The sequence below is a fragment of the Klebsiella sp. V115_8 genome (assembly GCF_029967715.1).
GTDB classification, from domain to species: domain Bacteria; phylum Pseudomonadota; class Gammaproteobacteria; order Enterobacterales; family Enterobacteriaceae; genus Klebsiella; species Klebsiella quasipneumoniae.
On record NZ_JASCAR010000044.1, the window covers coordinates 84504 to 103488 of the forward strand.

Below are 18985 nucleotides of genomic sequence, written 5' to 3' on the forward strand. Positions count from 1 at the left end.
TAAAAGTGCGATTACCGCACATCAATGGAGCGACCTGATGATTGATAAAAGCGTATCGACGCTGAGCGAGGCCATCGCCGGGATCCACGACGGGGCGACTATTATGATCGGCGGCTTTGGTCCCGCCGGCCAGCCGACCTTTCTGATTGACGCCCTGATTGACCAGGGCGCCCGCGACCTGACCATCATTAACAACAACGCCGGCAACGGCGAAGTGGGGCTCGCGGCGCTGCTTAAGGCTGGCCGGGTGCGCAAAATGATCTGCTCCTTCCCGCGCCAGGTCGATTCCCAGATTTTCGATGACCTCTATCGCCGCGGCAAAGTGGAGCTGGAGCTGGTGCCGCAGGGCAACCTCGCGGCGCGGATCCAGGCCGCCGGCGCCGGGCTGGGCGCGGTGTTTACCCCCACCGGCTACGGCACGCCGCTGGCGGAAGGCAAGGAGACACGGGAAATCGACGGCCGCCACTATGTGCTGGAGTATCCGATCAAAGCCGATTTCGCGCTGATTAAAGCCCACCAGGGCGACCGCTGGGGCAACCTGGTGTATCGCAAAGCAGCGCGCAACTTTGGCCCGATTATGGCGACGGCGGCGAAAACCACCATCGTTGAAGTCTCGCAGCTGGTGTCGCTGGGCGACCTCGACCCGGAACACATCATCACCCCCGGCATTTTCGTCCAGCGCGTGTTCTCGCTGGAAAACCTGACTGCCGCACAACGCGCCTGAGGAGCCCGAGATGCAAAAACTGACCCGTGACGAAATGGCCCAGCGCGTGGCCCGCGATATCCCCGAAGGCGCTTACGTTAACCTTGGCATTGGCCTGCCGACCCGGATTGCCAACTACCTGCCTGCCGACAAAGAGGTGTTCCTGCACAGCGAGAACGGCCTGCTGGGCATGGGGCCGAAGCCGCAGCCCGGAGAAGAAGATCCCGAGCTGATCAATGCCGGTAAAGAGCACGTTACCCTCCTGCAGGGCGGCTGCTATTTCCACCATGGCGACTCCTTCGCCATGATGCGCGGCGGCCATCTCGATATCTGCGTGCTGGGGGCCTATCAGGTCTCCGCCAGCGGCGATCTCGCCAACTGGAGCACCGGCGCGCCGGACGCCATCCCGGCGGTCGGCGGGGCGATGGATCTGGCCATCGGCGCTCGCCAGGTGTTTGTGATGATGGACCATCTGACCCGCGATGGCGAGTGCAAGCTGGTGGAACAGTGCAGCTACCCTCTGACCGGCGTCGGCTGCGTGAGCCGGATCTATACCGACCTGGCGGTGATCGACATTACCGACCGCGGCCCGGTGGTGCGGGAAATCTTTAACGGTCTCTCTTTTGAAGAGCTGCAGCGCATCACTCCGGTGACGCTGACCTTTGAACAACTGGCGGAAAGCGCGTAAGGAACCTATGATGAATCAGGCATTTATCTGTGATGCGGTGCGTACACCCTTTGGCCGTTTTGGTGGTACCCTGGCGACGATGCGCGCTGACGACCTGGCGGCGCTGCCGCTGAAAGCGCTGCTGGAGCGTAACCCGGGACTGGATCCTTCGCGCATTGACGATGTGATCTTTGGCTGCGCCAACCAGGCCGGGGAAGACAACCGCAACGTGGCGCGGATGGCGCTGCTGCTGGCCGGGTTGCCGGAGAGCGTGCCCGGCAGCACCATCAACCGCCTGTGCGGCTCCAGCCTCGATGCGATCGGCGTCGCGGCGCGGGCGATTAAAAGCGGGGAGACGCAGCTGATGATCGCCGGCGGCGTGGAGAGCATGTCCCGGGCGCCGTTTGTGATGGGGAAAGCGGAGAGCGCCTTTAGCCGCAGCATGCAGATGGAGGATACCACCATCGGCTGGCGCTTTATTAACCCGCAGATGAAAGCCCTGTACGGCGTGCATTCCATGCCGGAGACGGCGGAAAATGTCGCCGATGAGTTTGCCATTTCCCGCGCCGATCAGGATGCGTTCGCCTTACGCAGTCAACTGCGTACCGCCGCGGCCCAGGAGGCTGGGCGTTTTGCCGATGAGCTGATCGCCGTCCAGGTGCCGCAGCGTAAAGGCGAGCCGCTGCGGTTTAGCCGCGATGAACACCCGCGCAGCACCTCGCTGGAGGCGTTGGCGAAACTGCGCGGCGTGGTGCGCGCCGACGGCAGCGTCACCGCCGGCAACGCCTCAGGCGTTAACGATGGCGCCTGCGCCCTGCTGCTGGCCAGCGAAACCGCGCTGGCGGCCAACGATCTTCAGCCGCTGGCCCGGGTGGTCGGCGTGGCGACGGCCGGGGTGGCGCCGCGCATTATGGGCTTTGGCCCGGCGCCGGCGGTGCGGAAGGTGCTGGCGCAGACCGGTCTGACGTTAGCCCAGATGGATGTGATCGAACTGAATGAAGCCTTCGCCGCCCAGGCGCTGGCGGTGACCCGCGATTTGGGCTTACCGGACGATGCCGCCCATGTGAACCCCAACGGCGGGGCGATCGCCCTGGGGCATCCGCTCGGCGCCTCCGGCGGCCGCCTGGCGATGACCGCGGCTTACCAGCTGAAACGGACCGGCGGCCGCTACGCGCTGTGCACCATGTGCATCGGCGTCGGGCAGGGGATCGCCCTGATTATTGAACGTGTTTAAGGAGCCAGAATGAGTTTGTTGACCCCGATGCTGCGCAGCAGTCCGCTCACCGACTGGTTCAGCGACGCGCAGCGGGTGCAGGGCATGCTGGATTTTGAAGCGGCGCTGGCCCAGGCGCAGGCCGCCTGCGGGATGGTGCCGGCAGCGGCGGTCGGGCCGATTGTCGCGGCCTGCCGCCACGAGGCGATCGATTTTACCGCCCTGGGCGAGGCGGCTGTGGGGGCGGGTAATCTGGCGATCCCGCTGGTGAAACAGCTGACGGCCCAGGTAAAAGCGCGGGATCCAAACGCCGCGCGCTACGTTCACTGGGGCGCCACCAGTCAGGATGCTATCGACACCGGGCTGGTGCTCCAGCTGCGCGGGGCGCTGGATGCCGCCGAGCAACTGCTTGAGCGACTGTTGGCGGCCCTCGCCGGGCAGGCCGACCGTCATTGCCACAGCGTGATGCCGGGCCGGACCTGGATGCAGCATGCGCTGCCGGTGACCTTTGGTCTGAAGCTGGCGGGCACTCTCGACGCGCTGCTGCGCTGGCAGCAGCGGCTGCGGGAGATGCGTCCGCGTCTGCTGGTGCTGCAGTTCGGCGGCGCCGCGGGGACCCTGGACGCGCTGAAAGCGCAAGGACCGACGGTTGGCCAGGCGCTGGCGCAGAACCTCGGTCTGTCGCTGCCGGATACTCCGTGGCACAGCCAGCGCGATCGGCTGCTGGAGGCAGGCGCCTGGTTCGCTGGCGTCTGCGGCACCCTGGGGAAATTCGCTAACGACTTCTCCCTGCTGATGCAGACCGAAGTGGCGGAGGTGGGCGAGCCAGTAGCGGAAGGGCGCGGCGGCTCGTCGACGATGCCGCATAAGCGCAATCCGGTGGCCTGCGCGGCGATCCTGACCGCCGCCCAGCGCACCCCGGGTCTGATGGCCACCCTCTACGCCTGCCAGATTCAGCAGCACGAGCGGGCGCTGGGCGGCTGGCAGGCGGAGTGGGAGACCCTGCCGGAGCTGATTACCCTGGTGGGCGGGGCGCTGGCGCAAAGCGAGGCGCTGGTGCGCGACATGCAGGTCTTCCCGCAAAAGATGCGCGCCGACCTCGATATCACCCACGGGCTGATCATGGCTGAGGCGGTGACCCTGGCGCTGGCGGAATGCATCGGCAAAGCTGAGGCGCATCATCATATTGAGGCGCTGTGCCGTCAGGCGCTGGACCGCCACTGCCCGCTGGTCGATCTGCTCGCGGCAGACCCGCAGGTTAGTCAGTATCTCTCCCGCGAACGCTTAACCACGCTGCTGGACCCGGCAACGGCGACCGGCAGCGCCGAACGCTTTGTGCGCCAGGTGCTGGCGCGTTATCAGGAGCAACATGATGAATCTTGATTATCAACTCGATGGACCGGAAGGTGCGCCGGTTATCGTTCTCTCCAACTCGCTGGGTACCACCCGGGCGATGTGGCAGCCGCAGACAGAGGCGTTAACCGCCCATTTCCGGGTGCTGCGCTACGACACCCACGGCCACGGTAAAACGACGAAAAATGGCAAAGTGACCCTCGCCCAGCTGGGGGAAGATGTGATTGCGCTGCTCGATCATCTGAATATCGACCGCGCCTGGTTCTGCGGGATCTCGATGGGCGGTCTGACCGGTCTGTGGCTGGGCCGCTTTGCGCCAGAGCGTTTTTATGGTCTGGCCGTCGCGAACACCGCGGCGCGCATCGGCGATCAGGCCAGCTGGCTGTCGCGGGCGCGGGCGGTACGCCAGGAGGGAATGGCGGTGGTGGCCGCCGGGGCGGCGGATCGCTGGTTCACCCACGCGTTTCGCCAGAAGGCGCCTGAGGTGGTGGAGGCCCTGTGTCACCAGCTGACCCATACCGACGCCGAAGGCTATGCCGCCTGCTGTGAGGCGCTGGCCGCCGCCGACCTGCGGGGCGAAGTAGGGCAGATCCCGCTGCCGACGTTAATCATTGCCGGGGAAAGTGACCCTGTCACCACGGTCGGTGACGCTAATTTCCTGCAGCAGCAGATCCCCGCCTCCCAGGTGGTAGTTCTGCCGGCATCGCATCTGTCAAACATTGAGGCGGCGAAAAGCTTTACTTCAGCGCTGCTGAGCTTTTTCCAGGGAGAACGCCATGGAGGATAAACAGCGCTATCAGGACGGGTTGGCGGTGCGGCGCAAAGTACTGGGCGACGCCCACGTCGACCGTACGCTGCAGCATCTGACGCCGTTGAACGAAGAGTTTCAGGACTTTATCACCCGCTACGCCTGGGGTGAGACCTGGACCCGTCCGGGGCTCGACCACCACACCCGCAGTATGATCACCATTGCCATGCTGATTGCCCTCAATCGCGAGGCGGAGCTGAAGATGCATCTGCGCGCGTCGTTTAACAACGGGGTGACCCGCGATGAGCTGAAAGAGTTGATCATGCACTCTGCGCTGTACTGCGGACTGCCGGCGGCCAATGCCACGATGCATCTGGCGCAGCAGGTGTTTGACGACATTGACGCCGCGCAGGGTTGAGTCGTCGTCCAGGTCGGATTGCCCGGCAGTCGTTGTCGGCCGGGTAAGGCGCAGCCGCCACCCGGCGGAAATGCCGCTACGTTATCCCTTATTTCTCACCCTCCTGCGGCGCGACGGCTGGGGCATCGTCCCGGTCGACCCGAGGGTCAGCATCAACCCGGGAAAGGGAATTATTGTTATTTTTCAGCATTCAAGGGACGACTTGTCGTTGAGCATAGCCGGGCAGGAAGTGAATTCAAGCTGGCGCGGCGCGGGCTAAAAAAAAAGCCGTCACCTGAACGGCGACGGCCTGCTGTTAGCGCCAGAGGGGGGCGTTAGCCGTGCTGTTTACAGCCGGCGCACTGCTTGTTCTGGATCTGCTGGAAGAAATCGTTGCCTTTATCATCGACGAGAATAAACGCCGGGAAATCTTCCACTTCGATTTTCCAGATCGCCTCCATCCCCAGTTCCGGATACGCCACGCACTCAAGGCTGCGGATGCTCTGTTGCGCCAGCACCGCCGCCGGGCCGCCGATGCTGCCGAGGTAGAAGCCGCCGTGTTTGTGGCAGGCGTCGGTGACCTGCTGGCTGCGGTTGCCTTTCGCCAGCATCACCATGCTCGCGCCATGGGACTGCAGCAGATCGACGTAAGAGTCCATGCGGCCAGCGGTGGTCGGGCCGAGGGAGCCGGAGGCGTAACCGGCAGGCGTTTTGGCCGGGCCGGCGTAGTAGATCGGGTGATCTTTCACGTACTGCGGCAGTTCCTCGCCATTATCGATAAGCTCTTTCAGCTTGGCGTGGGCGATATCGCGAGCGACGATAATAGTGCCGTTGAGACTCAGGCGGGTGGAAACCGGATGGGCGGACAGTTGCGCCAGGATCTCGCTCATCGGCTGATTCAGGTTGATGCTGACCACCTTGCCTTCGCCCTGCTGACGCAGATGTTCAGGGATATATTTTCCTGGATTGCTCTCCAGTTTCTCAATCCAGATACCGTCGCGGTTGATTTTGGCTTTGATGTTGCGGTCGGCGGAGCAGGAGACGCCCATGCCGATCGGACAGGAGGCGCCGTGGCGCGGCAGGCGGATCACCCGGATATCGTGGGCGAAGTATTTGCCGCCGAACTGCGCGCCGAGGCCGAGGTTTTGCGCTTCCTGCAGCAGTTCCTGCTCAAGCTGCACATCGCGGAACGCCTGACCGTGCTCGTTGCCTTCGGTTGGCAGACCGTCGTAGTAGCGGGTGGAGGCCAGCTTGACGGTTTTCAGCGTCGCTTCCGCCGAGGTGCCGCCGATGACAAAGGCGATATGGTACGGCGGGCAGGCAGCGGTACCAAGGGTACGCATCTTCTCCACCAGATAGTTTTTCAGCTTCGCCGGGGTGATCAGCGCTTTGGTTTCCTGATAGAGATAGGTTTTATTGGCGGAACCGCCGCCTTTCGCCATGCACAGGAATTTATATTCGTCGCCGTCGACGCTGTAGAGATCGATCTGCGCCGGCAGGTTGGTGCCGGTGTTGACCTCTCTATACATATCCAGCGGGGCGTTCTGCGAGTAACGCAGGTTATCTTCGGTATAGGTGTTGTACACGCCCTGCGCCAGGGCGGCTTCGTCGCCGCCGCCGGTCCAGACGCGCTGACCTTTTTTACCCATGATGATGGCGGTGCCGGTGTCCTGACAGGTGGGCAGGACGCCTTTGGCGGCGATTTCCGAGTTGCGCAGGAACTGCAGGGCGACATATTTATCGTTATCGCTGGCCTCCGGGTCGAGCAGAATCGACGCGACCTGCTGCTGATGGGAGACGCGCAGCATAAAGGCGGCGTCGTGGAAGGCCTGCTGCGCCAGCAGGGTCAGCGCCTGCGGTTCCACTTTCAGCACTTCCTGGCCGTCAAATTCGGCGACGGAGACGTGCGCTTTGCTGAGCAGATAGTATTCGGTATCGTCGTGCGCCAGCGGGAACGGATCCTGATAAACAAACGGTTTAGTCGACATAATCACTTACTCCATAAAGATAAAACCGCCGGGGTGGTCCCGGCGGTTATGAATCAGAACATCATGGACATCCACGGATAGCCAATCAGCAGCAGGGCGGCCAGGAAGATGGCGCCAAAGATGGTGCCGAGGCGCCAGTAATCTTTGGTCGGCAGATAGCCGCTGCCGTAGTAGATCGGGCTTGGGCCGGTACCGTACGGGGTGATGATCCCCATCACGCCCAGCGAGGTCACCATCAGCAAAACGAACACTTCCATATTCATCCCCGGAATGGTGGCGGCGATGGTCAGCATGGCCGGCAGCAGCGCGGTAGTGTGCGCGGTGGTGCTGGCAAACAGATAGTGCAGCAGGTAGAACGCCAGCAGCAGGACGATGGTCGCCATCCCCGGGGAGATACCGCTCATCAGCGCGCCGCCCTCTTTACCCAGCCAGGCGATAAAGCCGGTAGAGGAGAGGCCGTCGGCCAGCGCCACCAGGGTGGCGAACCAGACAAAGGTGTTCCACGCCGCTTTGTTGTTGGTGATATCGCTCCAGGAGAGCACGCCGGTCCACAGCATCAGCACGATAACCAGCAGGGCGGCCAGAGCCGGTTCAATCCAGTCGGCGGCGAAGATCCACATCATCAGCGCGAAGCAGACGAACACCAGCAGCAGGATCTCATTGCGCGACAGTTTGCCCAGTTTTTCCAGTTCACGAGCGGCCCACAGCGGCACTTCGTTATTGACTTTCACTTCCGGCGGGTAGAACCAGTAGGCCAGCAGCGGCATGGTCAGGATCAGCAGTACGCCAAGCGGCAGGAAGGCGATGAACCAGGTGCCCCAGGAGATGTTGATACCGACGATGCTTTTTACCAGCGCCAGCGCCAGCAGGTTCGGCGCCAGTGCCGACAGGAACATCGAGCTGGTGATACAGGCGGCAGTGATCGCTACCCACATCAGATAGGAACCGATTTTACGCGCGCTCGGATCGTTCGGTTTTGAACCGTACAGCGGCGGCAGGTTGGCGATAATCGGGTAGATGGTGCCCCCGCTGCGCGCGGTATTCGACGGCGTAAACGGCGCCAGCAGCAGATCCGCGAAGGTGATGGCGTAGCCCAGCGTCAGGCTGCGACGGCCGAGATATTTCACCAGAATCAGCGCCAGGCGGCGGCCGAACTGGGTTTTATCGTAGCCGGCGGCGAACATAAAGGCGCCGAAGATAAGCCACACGGTGGAGTTGCCGAAGCCGCTCACCGCCCACTTAAAGGAGGCGCCGGCCATTTTGAAGCCAGGTGCGGCCATCTGTTCCGGGCTGAACAGCAGCCACTGACTGCACAGGGCGATGACCACCACGCCGGTGATGCCGATAACGGCGCCAGGCAGTGGTTCAAAAATCAACCCGACGATCACCCCGACGAAGATAGCGAAGTAGTGCCAGGCGTACGGCGGCAGGCCGTCCGGGACCGGGACGAAGAGTAACAGCACGGCAACGATAATCGGCAGCGCCATCATCAGGAGACGTTTTTTATTCGCAGTCGTTGGATTGACTGCACCGGCAGGCGGTATGGTTGTCTTTTTCTCTTTCATAATGAGTATCTGCAAGTTGTTGAAAATAACGTTTACGCCAGCGATGCGCTCAGTGGTTTCTTTAATTACAAAAGTTTCTTTAGTTTTTATTTTGCGTTTCTGAGTATCGTTGGGGCGATTATTTAACGCGATTTGATGGGCGTTAAATTAAATTTATTGGTTATTTATATATTGCGCTTTCAATGGCCGTTGCAATTGATCAAGATCAAGAAAAGCAGGTGATTTCACTATTTTTTTATTATCAGTATAACCCTATGTGATGAGGTGTTATTTTGGCGAAAATATCGGTAAATGTTAAAATAAAAATAAGCAATTAATGCTAATTTTTTCCATGTGTTTCGTAAGTTGCTGAATAATAACTGTAATGTGCGCGAGTTTGGTCGTTGTGAATGTTAACGTAAGTATCTGAAATGTTATCGTTCATTTGTATTATGTAAATGCTATTTATTATTTTAATAATACAATAGAGGTAGCGATGTTATTGCTGGGGTTAAATAGTTTTATAACTAACGTAATTGATTTAGTAACTAAAAAACCCGTTATATTATTGGCATGACAACAGGAATTAAAAAACCACAACCATTAATGATTCCGTCACCCCATTCTGAATTTTTAATATTTTAAAATCTGGAGCGTAACTTATGACCAGTAACGAACGAATTCTGCAGCCATTTACTTTACCAAATGGTACGGAGCTGAAAAACCGTTTGCTCATGGCGCCGATGACCACCTGCACCGGTTATTTCGATGGGACTGTCACCAGCGAGCTGGTGGAGTACTATCGCGCTCGCGCCGGCAGCATCGGCACCATTATTGTCGAGTGCTGCTTTATTGATGACTACGGCCTGGCCTTCCCGGGTGCTATCGGTATCGATAACGATGAAAAAATCGCCGGCCTGGCGAAAATCGCCGAAGCGATTAAAGGGAAAGGTTCGAAAGCGATTCTGCAGATCTATCACGGCGGCCGCATGGTCGACCCGCAGCTGATCGGCGGTCGCCAGCCGGTGGCGCCGAGCGCTATCGCCGCCCCGCGTGAGGGCGCCGCGATGCCGCGGGCGCTGAGCGGAGACGAAGTGGAAGGCATGATCGCCAAGTTTGGCGATGGGGTCCGTCGCGCTATCCTCGCCGGTTTCGACGGAGTCGAAATTCACGGGGCTAACACCTATCTCATTCAGCAGTTCTATTCGCCGAACTCCAACCAGCGCGACGATGAGTGGGGCGGTAGCCGCGACAATCGTGCTCGTTTCCCGCTGGCGGTGCTCGACATCACCCATAAAATGGCCCGCCAGTACGCTGACGATGCCTTTATCATCGGTTACCGCTTCTCGCCGGAAGAGATGGAGGTCCCGGGGATCCGCTTCGACGACACCATGTATCTGCTGGAAAAACTGGCCGCTCGCGGCGTCGATTATCTGCACTTCTCGGTGGGCGCGACTCTGCGTCCCTCTATCGTTGATACCTGCGACCCAACGCCGCTGATTGAGAAATACTGCGCCATGCGCTCTGACACTCTGGCTCAGGTGCCGGTGATGGGCGTCGGCGGGGTGGTTAACGTCGCCGATGCCGAGCTGGGCCTCGATCACGGCTATGACCTGATCGCCGTGGGCCGCGCCTGCATCGCCTATCCGGACTGGGCGGCTCGTATCGCCGCGGGTGAAGAGCTGGAGCTGTTTATCGACAGCACCCAGCGCGAGGCGCTGCACATTCCGGAACCGCTGTGGCGCTTCTCGCTGGTGGAAGCGATGATCCGCGACATGAGCATGGGCGACGCCAAATTTAAGCCGGGGATGTTTGTTGAAACCGTTCAGGATGACGCCAATGAGCTGGTGATCAACGTCAGCCTCGAAAATGACCATATCGCCGATATCGAACTGGCGGCGAGCCCGGTGCAGACCGTGGAGTTCACCACCAGCTTCGAAGAGATCCGCGAACGTATTCTGACCGCCAATACCCCGCACGTGGACGCTATTTCCGGGGCCACCAGCCAGAGCGAGGCGGTGAAAAAAGCGGTCGCCAAAGCGATGCTGAAATCGAGCAAAGCGCTGGCGGCGGAAGAGGGCGGCAATGACGCCGCGCCGAAAAGCTATGATGTGGTGGTGGTCGGCAGCGGCGGCGCCGGTCTGGCGGCCGCCATTCAGGCTCACGACGAAGGCGCCAGCGTGCTGATCGTCGAGAAAATGCCGACCATTGGCGGGAACACCATCAAGGCTTCCGCCGGGATGAACGCGGCGGAGACCCGCTTCCAGCGCGTGAAAGGCATTCAGGACAGCAAAGAGCTGTTCTATCAGGAAACCCTGAAAGGCGGGCACAATAAAAACAACCCGCAGCTGCTGCGCCGCTTCGTGGAGAATGCCCCGCAAGCCATTGAATGGCTGGCTGACCGCGGCATTATGCTCAACGATATCACCACCACCGGCGGGATGAGCATTGACCGCACCCACCGTCCGCGCGACGGGTCAGCGGTCGGCGGCTATCTGATTAGCGGCCTGGTGCGCAACATCACCAAACGCGGCATCGACGTCCTGCTGGATACCTCGGTGGAGGAGATCCTGATGAGCGGCGATGAAGTCAGCGGCGTGCGTCTGATCAACGACGAAAACGAGATCATTGAAGTCCAGAGCAAAAGCATTGTGGTGGCCACCGGCGGCTTCAGCGCCAACAGCGCGATGGTGGTGAAGTATCGTCCTGACCTCGAAGGGTTCGTCACCACCAACCACAAAGGGGCCACCGGGAGCGGTATCGCGCTGCTGGAGCGTATCGGCGCCGACACGGTGGATATGGGCGAAATTCAAATTCACCCGACCGTTGAACAGCAGACCTCCTATCTGATTTCCGAGTCGATTCGCGGCGGTGGGGCGATCCTCGTCAACCAGCAGGGTAACCGCTTCTTCAACGAAATGGAGACCCGCGATAAAGTCTCCGCGGCGATTATCGCCCTGCCGGAACACTATGCGTACATCGTCTTTGACGAACATGTACGGGCGAAAAACAAAGCCGCCGATGAGTACATCGCCAAAGGCTTCGTCACCAGCGCCAGCTCGCCGCGTGAACTGGCGGAGAAACTGGGGATGGATTACCATGCCTTCCTCGCCACCCTCGAGTGCTACAACGGGGCGGTGGAAAAACAGCATGATGAACAGTTTGGCCGTACCACCGCGCTGCGCGCGCCGATTAACGAAGGTCCGTTCCACGCCATTCGTATCGCCCCGGGGGTGCACCACACCATGGGCGGCGTGACCATTAACACCGATGGCGAAGTGCTGAACGTTGCCCGGCAGCCGATCCGCGGCGCCTACGCCGCCGGTGAGGTGGTTGGCGGGATCCACGGCGGCAACCGTATCGGGGGTAACGCGGTGGCGGATATCATCATCTTCGGCACCCTCGCGGGCCACCAGGCGGCGAAACGCGCCAGAGGATAACACGCCATTGTTGATGCCGGGCCGGCGCTGTCGCCGCCCGGCTTACCCCTACTAAGGAGAGCCCGATGTCTGATAACCGCGTCTATAGCTACTCCGCCGTTCTGATGGGTTCTCCCATCCTGCTCAAACTCTGCTCCCATGATGAGGCGCTGGCCTCCCGCGTATTTCAGTTAATCAAGCGCTACGAAGATCTGCTTACCGTTAACCGCGCCGAGTCCCAGGTGATGGATATCAACCACGCCGCCGGACGTCACCCGGTGACCGTCAGCCGCCCGGTCTTTCAGCTCATTCAGTGCGCCAAAGCCGCCAGCATGGTGCGCGACAGCGCCTTTAACCTCGCGATTGGGCCGCTGGTGAAGCTGTGGCGGATTGGCTTTCAGGGACACAGCGTGCCTGACGCCGGCGAAATCAGGGCCCGGCTGGCGCTGACCCGCCCGCAGGAGGTGATCCTTGATGAGGCAACCTGCAGCGTGTTTCTTCAGCAGCCGGGGATGGAGCTGGATCTTGGGGCGATCGCCAAAGGCTATATCGCTGACCGGGTGCGTGATTATCTGCGTCAGCAGCAGGTGGAAAGGGCGCTGATCAACCTCGGCGGCAATGTGCATACCCTCGGCGAATGGGCTATTGGCCTGAAAAAACCGTTTGCCGATGCGCAGGCGCTGATCGGCTCCCTGACGGTCAACGGACAGTCGGTAGTCACCTCGGGCACCTACGAACGTTATTTCGAGCAGGACGGCAAGCGCTGGCACCATATTCTCGACCCGCGCAGCGGTTACCCGCTGGACAACGAACTCGACAGCGTCACGGTGATTTCCAGCGATTCTTTAGACGGCGATATCTGGACCACGCTGCTGTTCGGCCTCGGCGTCGAGAAAGGCTGCGCAGCGTTGCGTCAGCGGCAGGATATCGACGCGATTTTCGTCACCAAAAATCGCGACATTATACTGTCATCGCCGCAGCGCTTGCGCTTTGCGTCGCTGGACAGCGGCTACCGCGTTACTGACTGTACTGCTTAAGCAAACTGTACTGTTCGGCCACCAGGCGGTAGCGATAGACCGGCCGCCCGGTGGCGCCGTAGTGGATAGTGGTATAGAGAATATTTATCTGCGCCAGCCAGATCAGATACTTGCGGCAGGAAACGCGGGAGATATTCACCGCCGCCGCCAGCTCATCGGTAGAGAATTCAACGTCCGGGTGAGCGTCAATCCACTGGCACAGGGTGCGCAGGGTTTGCGCGGTGAGCCCCTTGGGCAGCTTGCGCGCGTCGCTGGCCTCCGGCGCGCCGCCGTGCAGCAGGCGGTCAACGTCGGCCTGCTCGTAATAGGGTTGACCGGTTATCAGCTTGCGCTTCTCCCGCCAGGTGGTGAGCGCCTCTTCAAAACGGGGAAACTGGAAAGGTTTGATCAAGTAATCGACCACTCCGTAATGCATGGCGGTCTGCACCGTGGCGGCATCCGCCGCCGAGGTGATCATGATGACGTCGATGGCGCGCCCCGATTTACGGATAGTCGGCAGCAGATCGAGCCCGCTGTCCTGCTGCATATAGACATCCAGCAGCACCAGATCGATCTCCAGCTGCGGATCGTTAATCATCTCCCGGGCTTGACTGAGCGTCGAGGCGCTCCCGCTGCAACGAAAGCCGGGAACCCTTGCCACGTACAGGCGATTCAGTTCGGCCACCATGGCATCATCGTCAACAATCAACACATTTATCACGCACGTTTCCTTTTACTATCCCAGGGGAGATGAACAAAAAATTGGGTAAATACGCCGGGTTCCGACTCGACGGCGAGGGTGCCGCCCAGCTCGCGTAATTGCTGGTTGGCGAGAAACAGCCCGACGCCGCGATTCTCGCCTTTGGTGGAGAAGCCTTTGTTAAAGATAGCGTCGATGTTGTTTTCCGGGATCCCCGGCCCGTCGTCGCTCACTTCACCGCTTAGCCAGCCGTCCTGATAGTGCAGCAGCAGGCCGATTTCGCCCTCCGCCTGACCGCTCATGGCGTCCAGCGCGTTCTCGATAAGGTTGCCCAGCACCGTCACCAGCACGGTGACCTGCTTCTCATTCGGGCAATCCGGCACCAGGCTCTCTTCCGCCAGCTTAAGGGTAAAGCCGCACTCGGTGGCGCGCTGCATTTTACTTATCAGAAAGCCGGCCACCACCGGGGATTTAATGCGGTGCTGAATATCGCCGATGTCCGCCTGGTAGCGGTGGGCGGTCTGCAGCACGTACTCCTCGAGTTTGCCATAGCTTTTCATATTCAGCAGGCCGAGGATCACGTGCAGTTTGTTCATAAACTCATGTGAGGTGGTGCGCAGGGCATCCACATAGCTCATCATGCCGTCCAGCCGCTGCAGCAGCTGGCTGACTTCGGTCTTATCGCGGAAGGTACAGATGGCGCCGACCACCGCCTCCTGGCTGCGGATAGGCACCGTGTTGCTGATGAGCAACAGGCCATTACACCCCAGCTCGCGGTCGTACATCGGCTCGCCGCTGTGCAAAACCGTCTGCAGGTCGGCCAGCAGCGGGGTATGCGCGAGGGTCTTGTCCGGCCCGGAAAAGAGAATCTCGCGCGCCGCCGGGTTGATCAGGTTAACCTCACCATGGGCATCGACCGCCACCACCCCCTCCTTGAGGGCGTGAAGCATGGCCTGACGCTGCTGAAACTGAGTGGAGATTTCGTGCGGCTCCAGCCCCAGCAGGACGCGCTTCAGGCCGCGCACCAGGCTCCAGGTGCCGATGGCACAGACCAGCGCGCTGAACAGGATGGTCAGCAACACGTCCCAGCGGCTATTGGCGATCTGCTCGTCCACTTTACTCAGCGAAATGCCGACCACCACCACGCCAATCTGCTGATGCTGGTCGTTGAACACCGGGGTAAACACCCGCAGCGCCGGGGCCAGCACCCCGTGGTTAATGGCCACGTTCTCTTTTCCCTGCAGCGTCGGCTGGATATCGTGGCCGATGAAGGGTTTGCCAATAATTGAGCTGTCCGGATGCGAATAGCGAATACCGTGCATATCGGTGACGATAGCGTACAGCAGGTCGTTGCGCCGGGTGATGGCCTGCGCCAGCGGCTGAATAATCTGCTGCTGCGGCGGCGCCGCCAGTCCGCGCTTCACCTGCGGCATATCTGCCATGGTACGCGCCACCGCCAGCGCGGTCTCTTTCAGGCCGTCGCGGGTGGCATTGCTGATCTGCATATACCACAGGGCATAGACCAGCAGCAGCACGGCGCCGATCACGCTGCCAATCATCAAGGAGACGGCGGTGCTCAGCTTTAGCGGTAAGGCGCGTTGACGAACGCGAGGCGGGTGCTCTGATGCCTTCATGACGATCCCGGATAGATTCAGTGAACGATTATTATCGCTGATAGCGCGGCATTCATAAAGCCGTGTAATCAAAGCAAAAGGCCGCTTTTGCTACGGTAGCCTCGGCCCGACCACGATAAACTGTCGCTTTTCGCCACAGGCTTAAGGCAGACATGATGGAACTGGCATCTCTGGTCCGGGATATCCTCCGGCAACAGCACGTTGAACGACTGACGCAGCATCGTGAACAGGACCGTGAAGCGGAAGCAGAGTGGGAGATCGCGCGCTGGCGGCATCGCAGCGGGGTGGTGATCCAGCACCGCTACGAGCTCGAGCTTCCGCAACAGGATGCCGCCTCCTGCCCGGACTGCTGGATCGACTGGCAGGTTATCGATAGCGCCGGCCTGGAGGTGAAGCCAATGCGCAAACAATTTTATAACCTCTGTCAGCAAACCTTCTGGCTGGCCATGCAGGCGGAAGGCGAAGATAAGACCTGAGACAAGATTGCTCAGATAATCGGCAATTGCCCGTGAACGGGCGATCGGGACGGTAAACTGTGACCCCGACGGCGGTAAAGCGCGGAAGATTCCCCTTATAGTGGCGACAGAGGTTAAATAGTCCTGATGAATATAAGGATATGCATCAGGCCGCTGATTTCGCCGAGATGCGCTTTTTCTGTCGTAAATGGAGGTTGTTATGAGCAGTTCGCTAACCGCGTCAATGCAGGCACGTCGTCACCCGGATACCACCCACATCGATCGCCTCGCCACCGCCGACATGCTGGCGATGCTGCATCAGGATGATAAGCAGATATCGGAGGCGGTCGGCGCCTGTCTGCCGGATATAGCCCGGTTGATTGATATCGCCACCGCGACAATGAGCCGGGGAGGGCGTCTGGTCATTATCGGCGCCGGGGAATCAGGCCGCACGGCAGTCCAGGCGGTCAGCGACTACTCTCCGGAAGGCAAACACGCGCTGGTGGGGCTGATTGCCGGTGGCCAGACGGCGGCGATGGCCGAGCGGGAGACGGCGGCGAATAATTACGATCTTGGCGCCTTCGAGCTGCAGTCGCTGGACTTTTCCAGCCACGATATGCTGCTGGCGCTGACCGTTAGCGGCAAGACCCCGTGGGTCTGGGGGGCGATGCGCCACGCCTGGTCGCTGGGGGCCCCGATCGCGGTGGTGACCCAGCAGGCGGCCAGCGAGGCGGCGCAGCTGGCGGATATTGTTATTGCTCCGCAGACCGGGCCGGAAGCGGTGGCGGGTTTGACCAATCCGAAGGCCCGGCTGGCCCAGCGGCAGATCCTTAACATGGTGTCGACGGGCCTCGCTATCCGTGACGGCCGGGTGTACAGCAACCTGCGGGTGGATCTGCAGGCTGACACTCCGCACTGGGCGGAGCGGCAGGTGGCGATTGTCATGGCGGCCACCGACTGCACGCGCAGCGAAGCAAAAGCCGCGCTGACCAGCTGCCACCACCATTGCCGCACCGCGATCCTGATGCTGCTCAGCGGGCTGGACGCCTGGCACGCGCGGGAGCTGCTGACCAAACATCACGATCATCTGCGTCTTGCCCTGCGCGAAGCCCAGCGCAGCGCTGTCACTCCCGCCCATTAAGCCTGTCGCCAGGCGCGCACCAACGGTGTGCGCGTCTGGACTTTATTAACTAAAGAAATCCCTCTTTTCTATTTTCCCCGGCAATCGCGCTGAATTTTCAGCCATAATTTTACGGCGACTTTTATTTTTTGCGTCGTTCTGATTTTTTAAGTTAAATAATTATTTGATTAAAAATGCGAGAGTGTAAATGATATTTTAAAATAAAGTAAAAGTGCGTTAATATGCTGCCTCTTATTACCGTGTGCTACGTGATAATTCTATTATGCCTGCAATGAAAAAAACGATTATTTCCTTTACCGCATTAGCGATGTTCGTCAGCGCGGCGACGCATGCTGAAGCGGATACCTCTAAAAAAACTGACTTCCTGCTGATTGGCGGCGGGATCATGAGCGCCTCGCTTGGCACCTGGCTGCAGGCGCTGCAGCCGGACTGGGACCTGACGATGGTGGAGAAACTGGACGGCGTGGCCCTGGAATCTTCCAACGGCTGGAATAACGCCGGTACCGGTCACTCGGCGAATATGGAGCTGAACTATACGCCGGAGCGGGCGGACGGATCGATTGACGTCAGCAAAGCGCTGGATATTAACGAACAGTTTATGATCTCCCGTCAGTTCTGGTCGGCACAGGTCAAGCGCGGTATTTTGCACGATCCGCACTCCTTTATTAATTCCACGCCGCATATGAGTTTCGTCTGGGGCGATAATGTCGACTATCTACAGAAGCGTTATACCGCACTGCAGCAGACCACCTTATTCCAGGGGATGAAATTCTCCACCGACCACGCGCAAATTAAACAGTGGGCGCCGCTGGTGATGGAAGGCCGCGATCCGCAGCAGAAAGTCGCTGCCACCTGGACGCCGGTAGGTACCGACGTTAACTATGGCGAAATCACCCGGCAGCTGATCGGCAGCCTGAAGAAAAACAGCCATTTCACCCTGCAAACCTCCTCTGAGGTCACCGATTTCAAACGCAATGCCGATAACTCCTGGCACGTGACCATTAAGAACGTGCAGAGCGGGGAAGCGCAGACTATTGACGCGAAATACGTCTTTATCGGCGCCGGCGGCGGCGCGCTGAAGCTGCTGCAGAAAACCGGTATTCCGGAAGCGGACAACTATGCTGGCTTCCCGGTGGGCGGTTCGTTCCTGATGACCGAGAATCCGGCGGTCACCGCGCAGCACCTCGAGAAAGTGTATGGCCAGGCTTCGGTCGGCGCGCCGCCGATGTCGGTACCGCACCTTGACGCCCGCTACCTGGATGGCAAGCGCGTGGTGCTGTTTGGGCCGTTCGCCACCTTCTCGACCAAGTTCCTGAAAAACGGTTCCTTCTTCGACCTGTTGAGCACCACCACCACTGACAACGTGCTGCCGATGACCCATGTCGGACTCGATAACTTCGACCTGGTGAAATATCTCGTCAGCCAGGTGATGCTCAGCGATGATGACCGCTTCGCCGCGCTGAAAGAGTACTACCCGGACGCGCGTAAAGAGGACTGGAAGCTGATCCAGGCCGGCCAGCGCGTGCAGATCATTAAGAAAGACGCAGAGAAGGGCGGCGTGCTGAAACTGGGCACCGAAGTGGTGGTCGATCAGCAGAAAACCATTTCCGCGCTGCTCGGCGCGTCGCCGGGGGCTTCCACCGCCGCGCCGATCACCCTCAATGTGCTCAAGCAGATGTTCCCGACGCAGTTTAACTCGCCGGAGTGGCAGACCCGTATCCACCAGATCGTGCCGAGCTACGGTCAGAAGCTGAACGGTAACGTGGCGCTGACCCAGCAGGTTTGGGATGATACCGCCGCGACCCTGCAGCTGACGAAACCGCCGGTGATCCAGATGCCAGCGGCTGCGCCCACCGCGACCGCGAAGCCGGCGGAGCCGCGGCGCGACGCCTCGCCGCAGCACGATATGGCGCTGTAAAAGCAAACTCGATAGAGAACAAAAGGGAAGACCACGGTCTTCCCTTTTTTGCGTTCCTTGCCGGCCTAAGCCGCTCTCTGCCTGCAACT

15 protein-coding genes are annotated in these 18985 nt (G+C 60.1%); 11 read left to right on the forward strand and 4 right to left on the reverse strand.

Features of this window, described 5'->3' with window-relative positions; all coding sequences use genetic code 11:
• Positions 1–37 precede the first annotated feature (37 nt).
• The 6 genes from QLG03_RS21835 to pcaC are packed head-to-tail and all read left to right on the forward strand — an operon-like array spanning position 38 to position 5102.
• Complete coding sequence (locus tag QLG03_RS21835; protein WP_023289514.1) at positions 38–724, forward strand: 3-oxoacid CoA-transferase subunit A; 687 nt, start codon at positions 38–40, stop codon at positions 722–724.
• Between the two features lie 10 nt (positions 725–734).
• Positions 735–1391 (forward strand): 3-oxoacid CoA-transferase subunit B, encoded by a 657-nt coding sequence (locus QLG03_RS21840; RefSeq protein WP_048334901.1) that lies wholly within the window; start codon positions 735–737, stop codon positions 1389–1391.
• Positions 1392–1401: 10 nt separating this feature from the next.
• A complete protein-coding gene (pcaF, locus tag QLG03_RS21845) occupies positions 1402–2604 on the forward strand; it encodes a 3-oxoadipyl-CoA thiolase (RefSeq protein WP_048297434.1) in 1203 nt (400 codons plus the stop codon).
• A gap of 9 nt (positions 2605–2613) precedes the next feature.
• Positions 2614–3966 carry a 3-carboxy-cis,cis-muconate cycloisomerase gene (locus QLG03_RS21850; RefSeq protein WP_048334900.1) on the forward strand — a complete coding sequence of 451 codons (1353 nt, stop codon included), beginning with the start codon at positions 2614–2616 and terminating at the stop codon, positions 3964–3966.
• Positions 3956–4723, forward strand: a complete 768-nt coding sequence (gene pcaD, locus QLG03_RS21855; protein WP_032452712.1) for a 3-oxoadipate enol-lactonase — start codon at positions 3956–3958, stop codon at positions 4721–4723. The genes QLG03_RS21850 and pcaD overlap by 11 nt, the downstream gene beginning before the upstream one ends.
• Positions 4713–5102 (forward strand): 4-carboxymuconolactone decarboxylase, encoded by a 390-nt coding sequence (gene pcaC, locus QLG03_RS21860; RefSeq protein WP_023289519.1) that lies wholly within the window; start codon positions 4713–4715, stop codon positions 5100–5102. The genes pcaD and pcaC overlap by 11 nt, the downstream gene beginning before the upstream one ends.
• Positions 5103–5416: 314 nt before the next feature.
• Here pcaC and fumA read toward each other — a convergent pair whose 3' ends face one another.
• Together fumA and QLG03_RS21870 are read right to left on the reverse strand one after the other, a co-directional pair.
• Positions 5417–7069 carry a class I fumarate hydratase FumA gene (gene fumA, locus QLG03_RS21865; protein WP_255987457.1) on the reverse strand — a complete coding sequence of 551 codons (1653 nt, stop codon included), beginning with the start codon at positions 7067–7069 and terminating at the stop codon, positions 5417–5419.
• Between the two features lie 53 nt (positions 7070–7122).
• On the reverse strand, positions 7123–8634 hold the full coding sequence (locus QLG03_RS21870) for an anion permease (RefSeq protein WP_049092623.1): 1512 nt from the start codon (positions 8632–8634) through the stop codon (positions 7123–7125).
• A gap of 641 nt (positions 8635–9275) precedes the next feature.
• Here QLG03_RS21870 and QLG03_RS21875 point away from each other — a divergent pair.
• Both QLG03_RS21875 and QLG03_RS21880 read left to right on the forward strand, forming a co-directional pair.
• Entirely contained in the window at positions 9276–12053 is a 2778-nt protein-coding gene (locus QLG03_RS21875; RefSeq protein ID WP_101991920.1) for a flavocytochrome c, read from the forward strand.
• A 65-nt stretch (positions 12054–12118) separates the two neighbouring features.
• Positions 12119–13069 carry an FAD:protein FMN transferase gene (locus QLG03_RS21880; protein ID WP_023289523.1) on the forward strand — a complete coding sequence of 317 codons (951 nt, stop codon included), beginning with the start codon at positions 12119–12121 and terminating at the stop codon, positions 13067–13069.
• Here QLG03_RS21880 and dcuR read toward each other — a convergent pair.
• Together dcuR and QLG03_RS21890 are read right to left on the reverse strand one after the other, a co-directional pair.
• A complete protein-coding gene (gene dcuR / locus QLG03_RS21885; protein WP_023289524.1) occupies positions 13050–13769 on the reverse strand; it encodes a two-component system response regulator DcuR in 720 nt (239 codons plus the stop codon). The genes QLG03_RS21880 and dcuR overlap by 20 nt on opposite strands.
• Complete coding sequence (locus tag QLG03_RS21890; RefSeq protein ID WP_023289525.1) at positions 13766–15382, reverse strand: sensor histidine kinase; 1617 nt, start codon at positions 15380–15382, stop codon at positions 13766–13768. The genes dcuR and QLG03_RS21890 overlap by 4 nt, the downstream gene beginning before the upstream one ends.
• Before the next feature lie 155 nt (positions 15383–15537).
• Here QLG03_RS21890 and QLG03_RS21895 point away from each other — a divergent pair, with 155 nt between their 5' ends.
• The 3 genes from QLG03_RS21895 (at position 15538) to mqo (ending at position 18896) form a co-directional block, all read left to right on the forward strand.
• Positions 15538–15858: a hypothetical protein gene (locus QLG03_RS21895; RefSeq protein ID WP_255987461.1), complete on the forward strand. Its 321-nt coding sequence runs from the start codon at positions 15538–15540 to the stop codon at positions 15856–15858.
• A 199-nt stretch (positions 15859–16057) separates the two neighbouring features.
• Entirely contained in the window at positions 16058–16978 is a 921-nt protein-coding gene (locus QLG03_RS21900; protein WP_023289527.1) for an N-acetylmuramic acid 6-phosphate etherase, read from the forward strand.
• Positions 16979–17285: 307 nt separating this feature from the next.
• On the forward strand, positions 17286–18896 hold the full coding sequence (mqo, locus tag QLG03_RS21905; protein ID WP_255987993.1) for a malate dehydrogenase (quinone): 1611 nt from the start codon (positions 17286–17288) through the stop codon (positions 18894–18896).
• Positions 18897–18985: the final 89 nt, after the last annotated feature.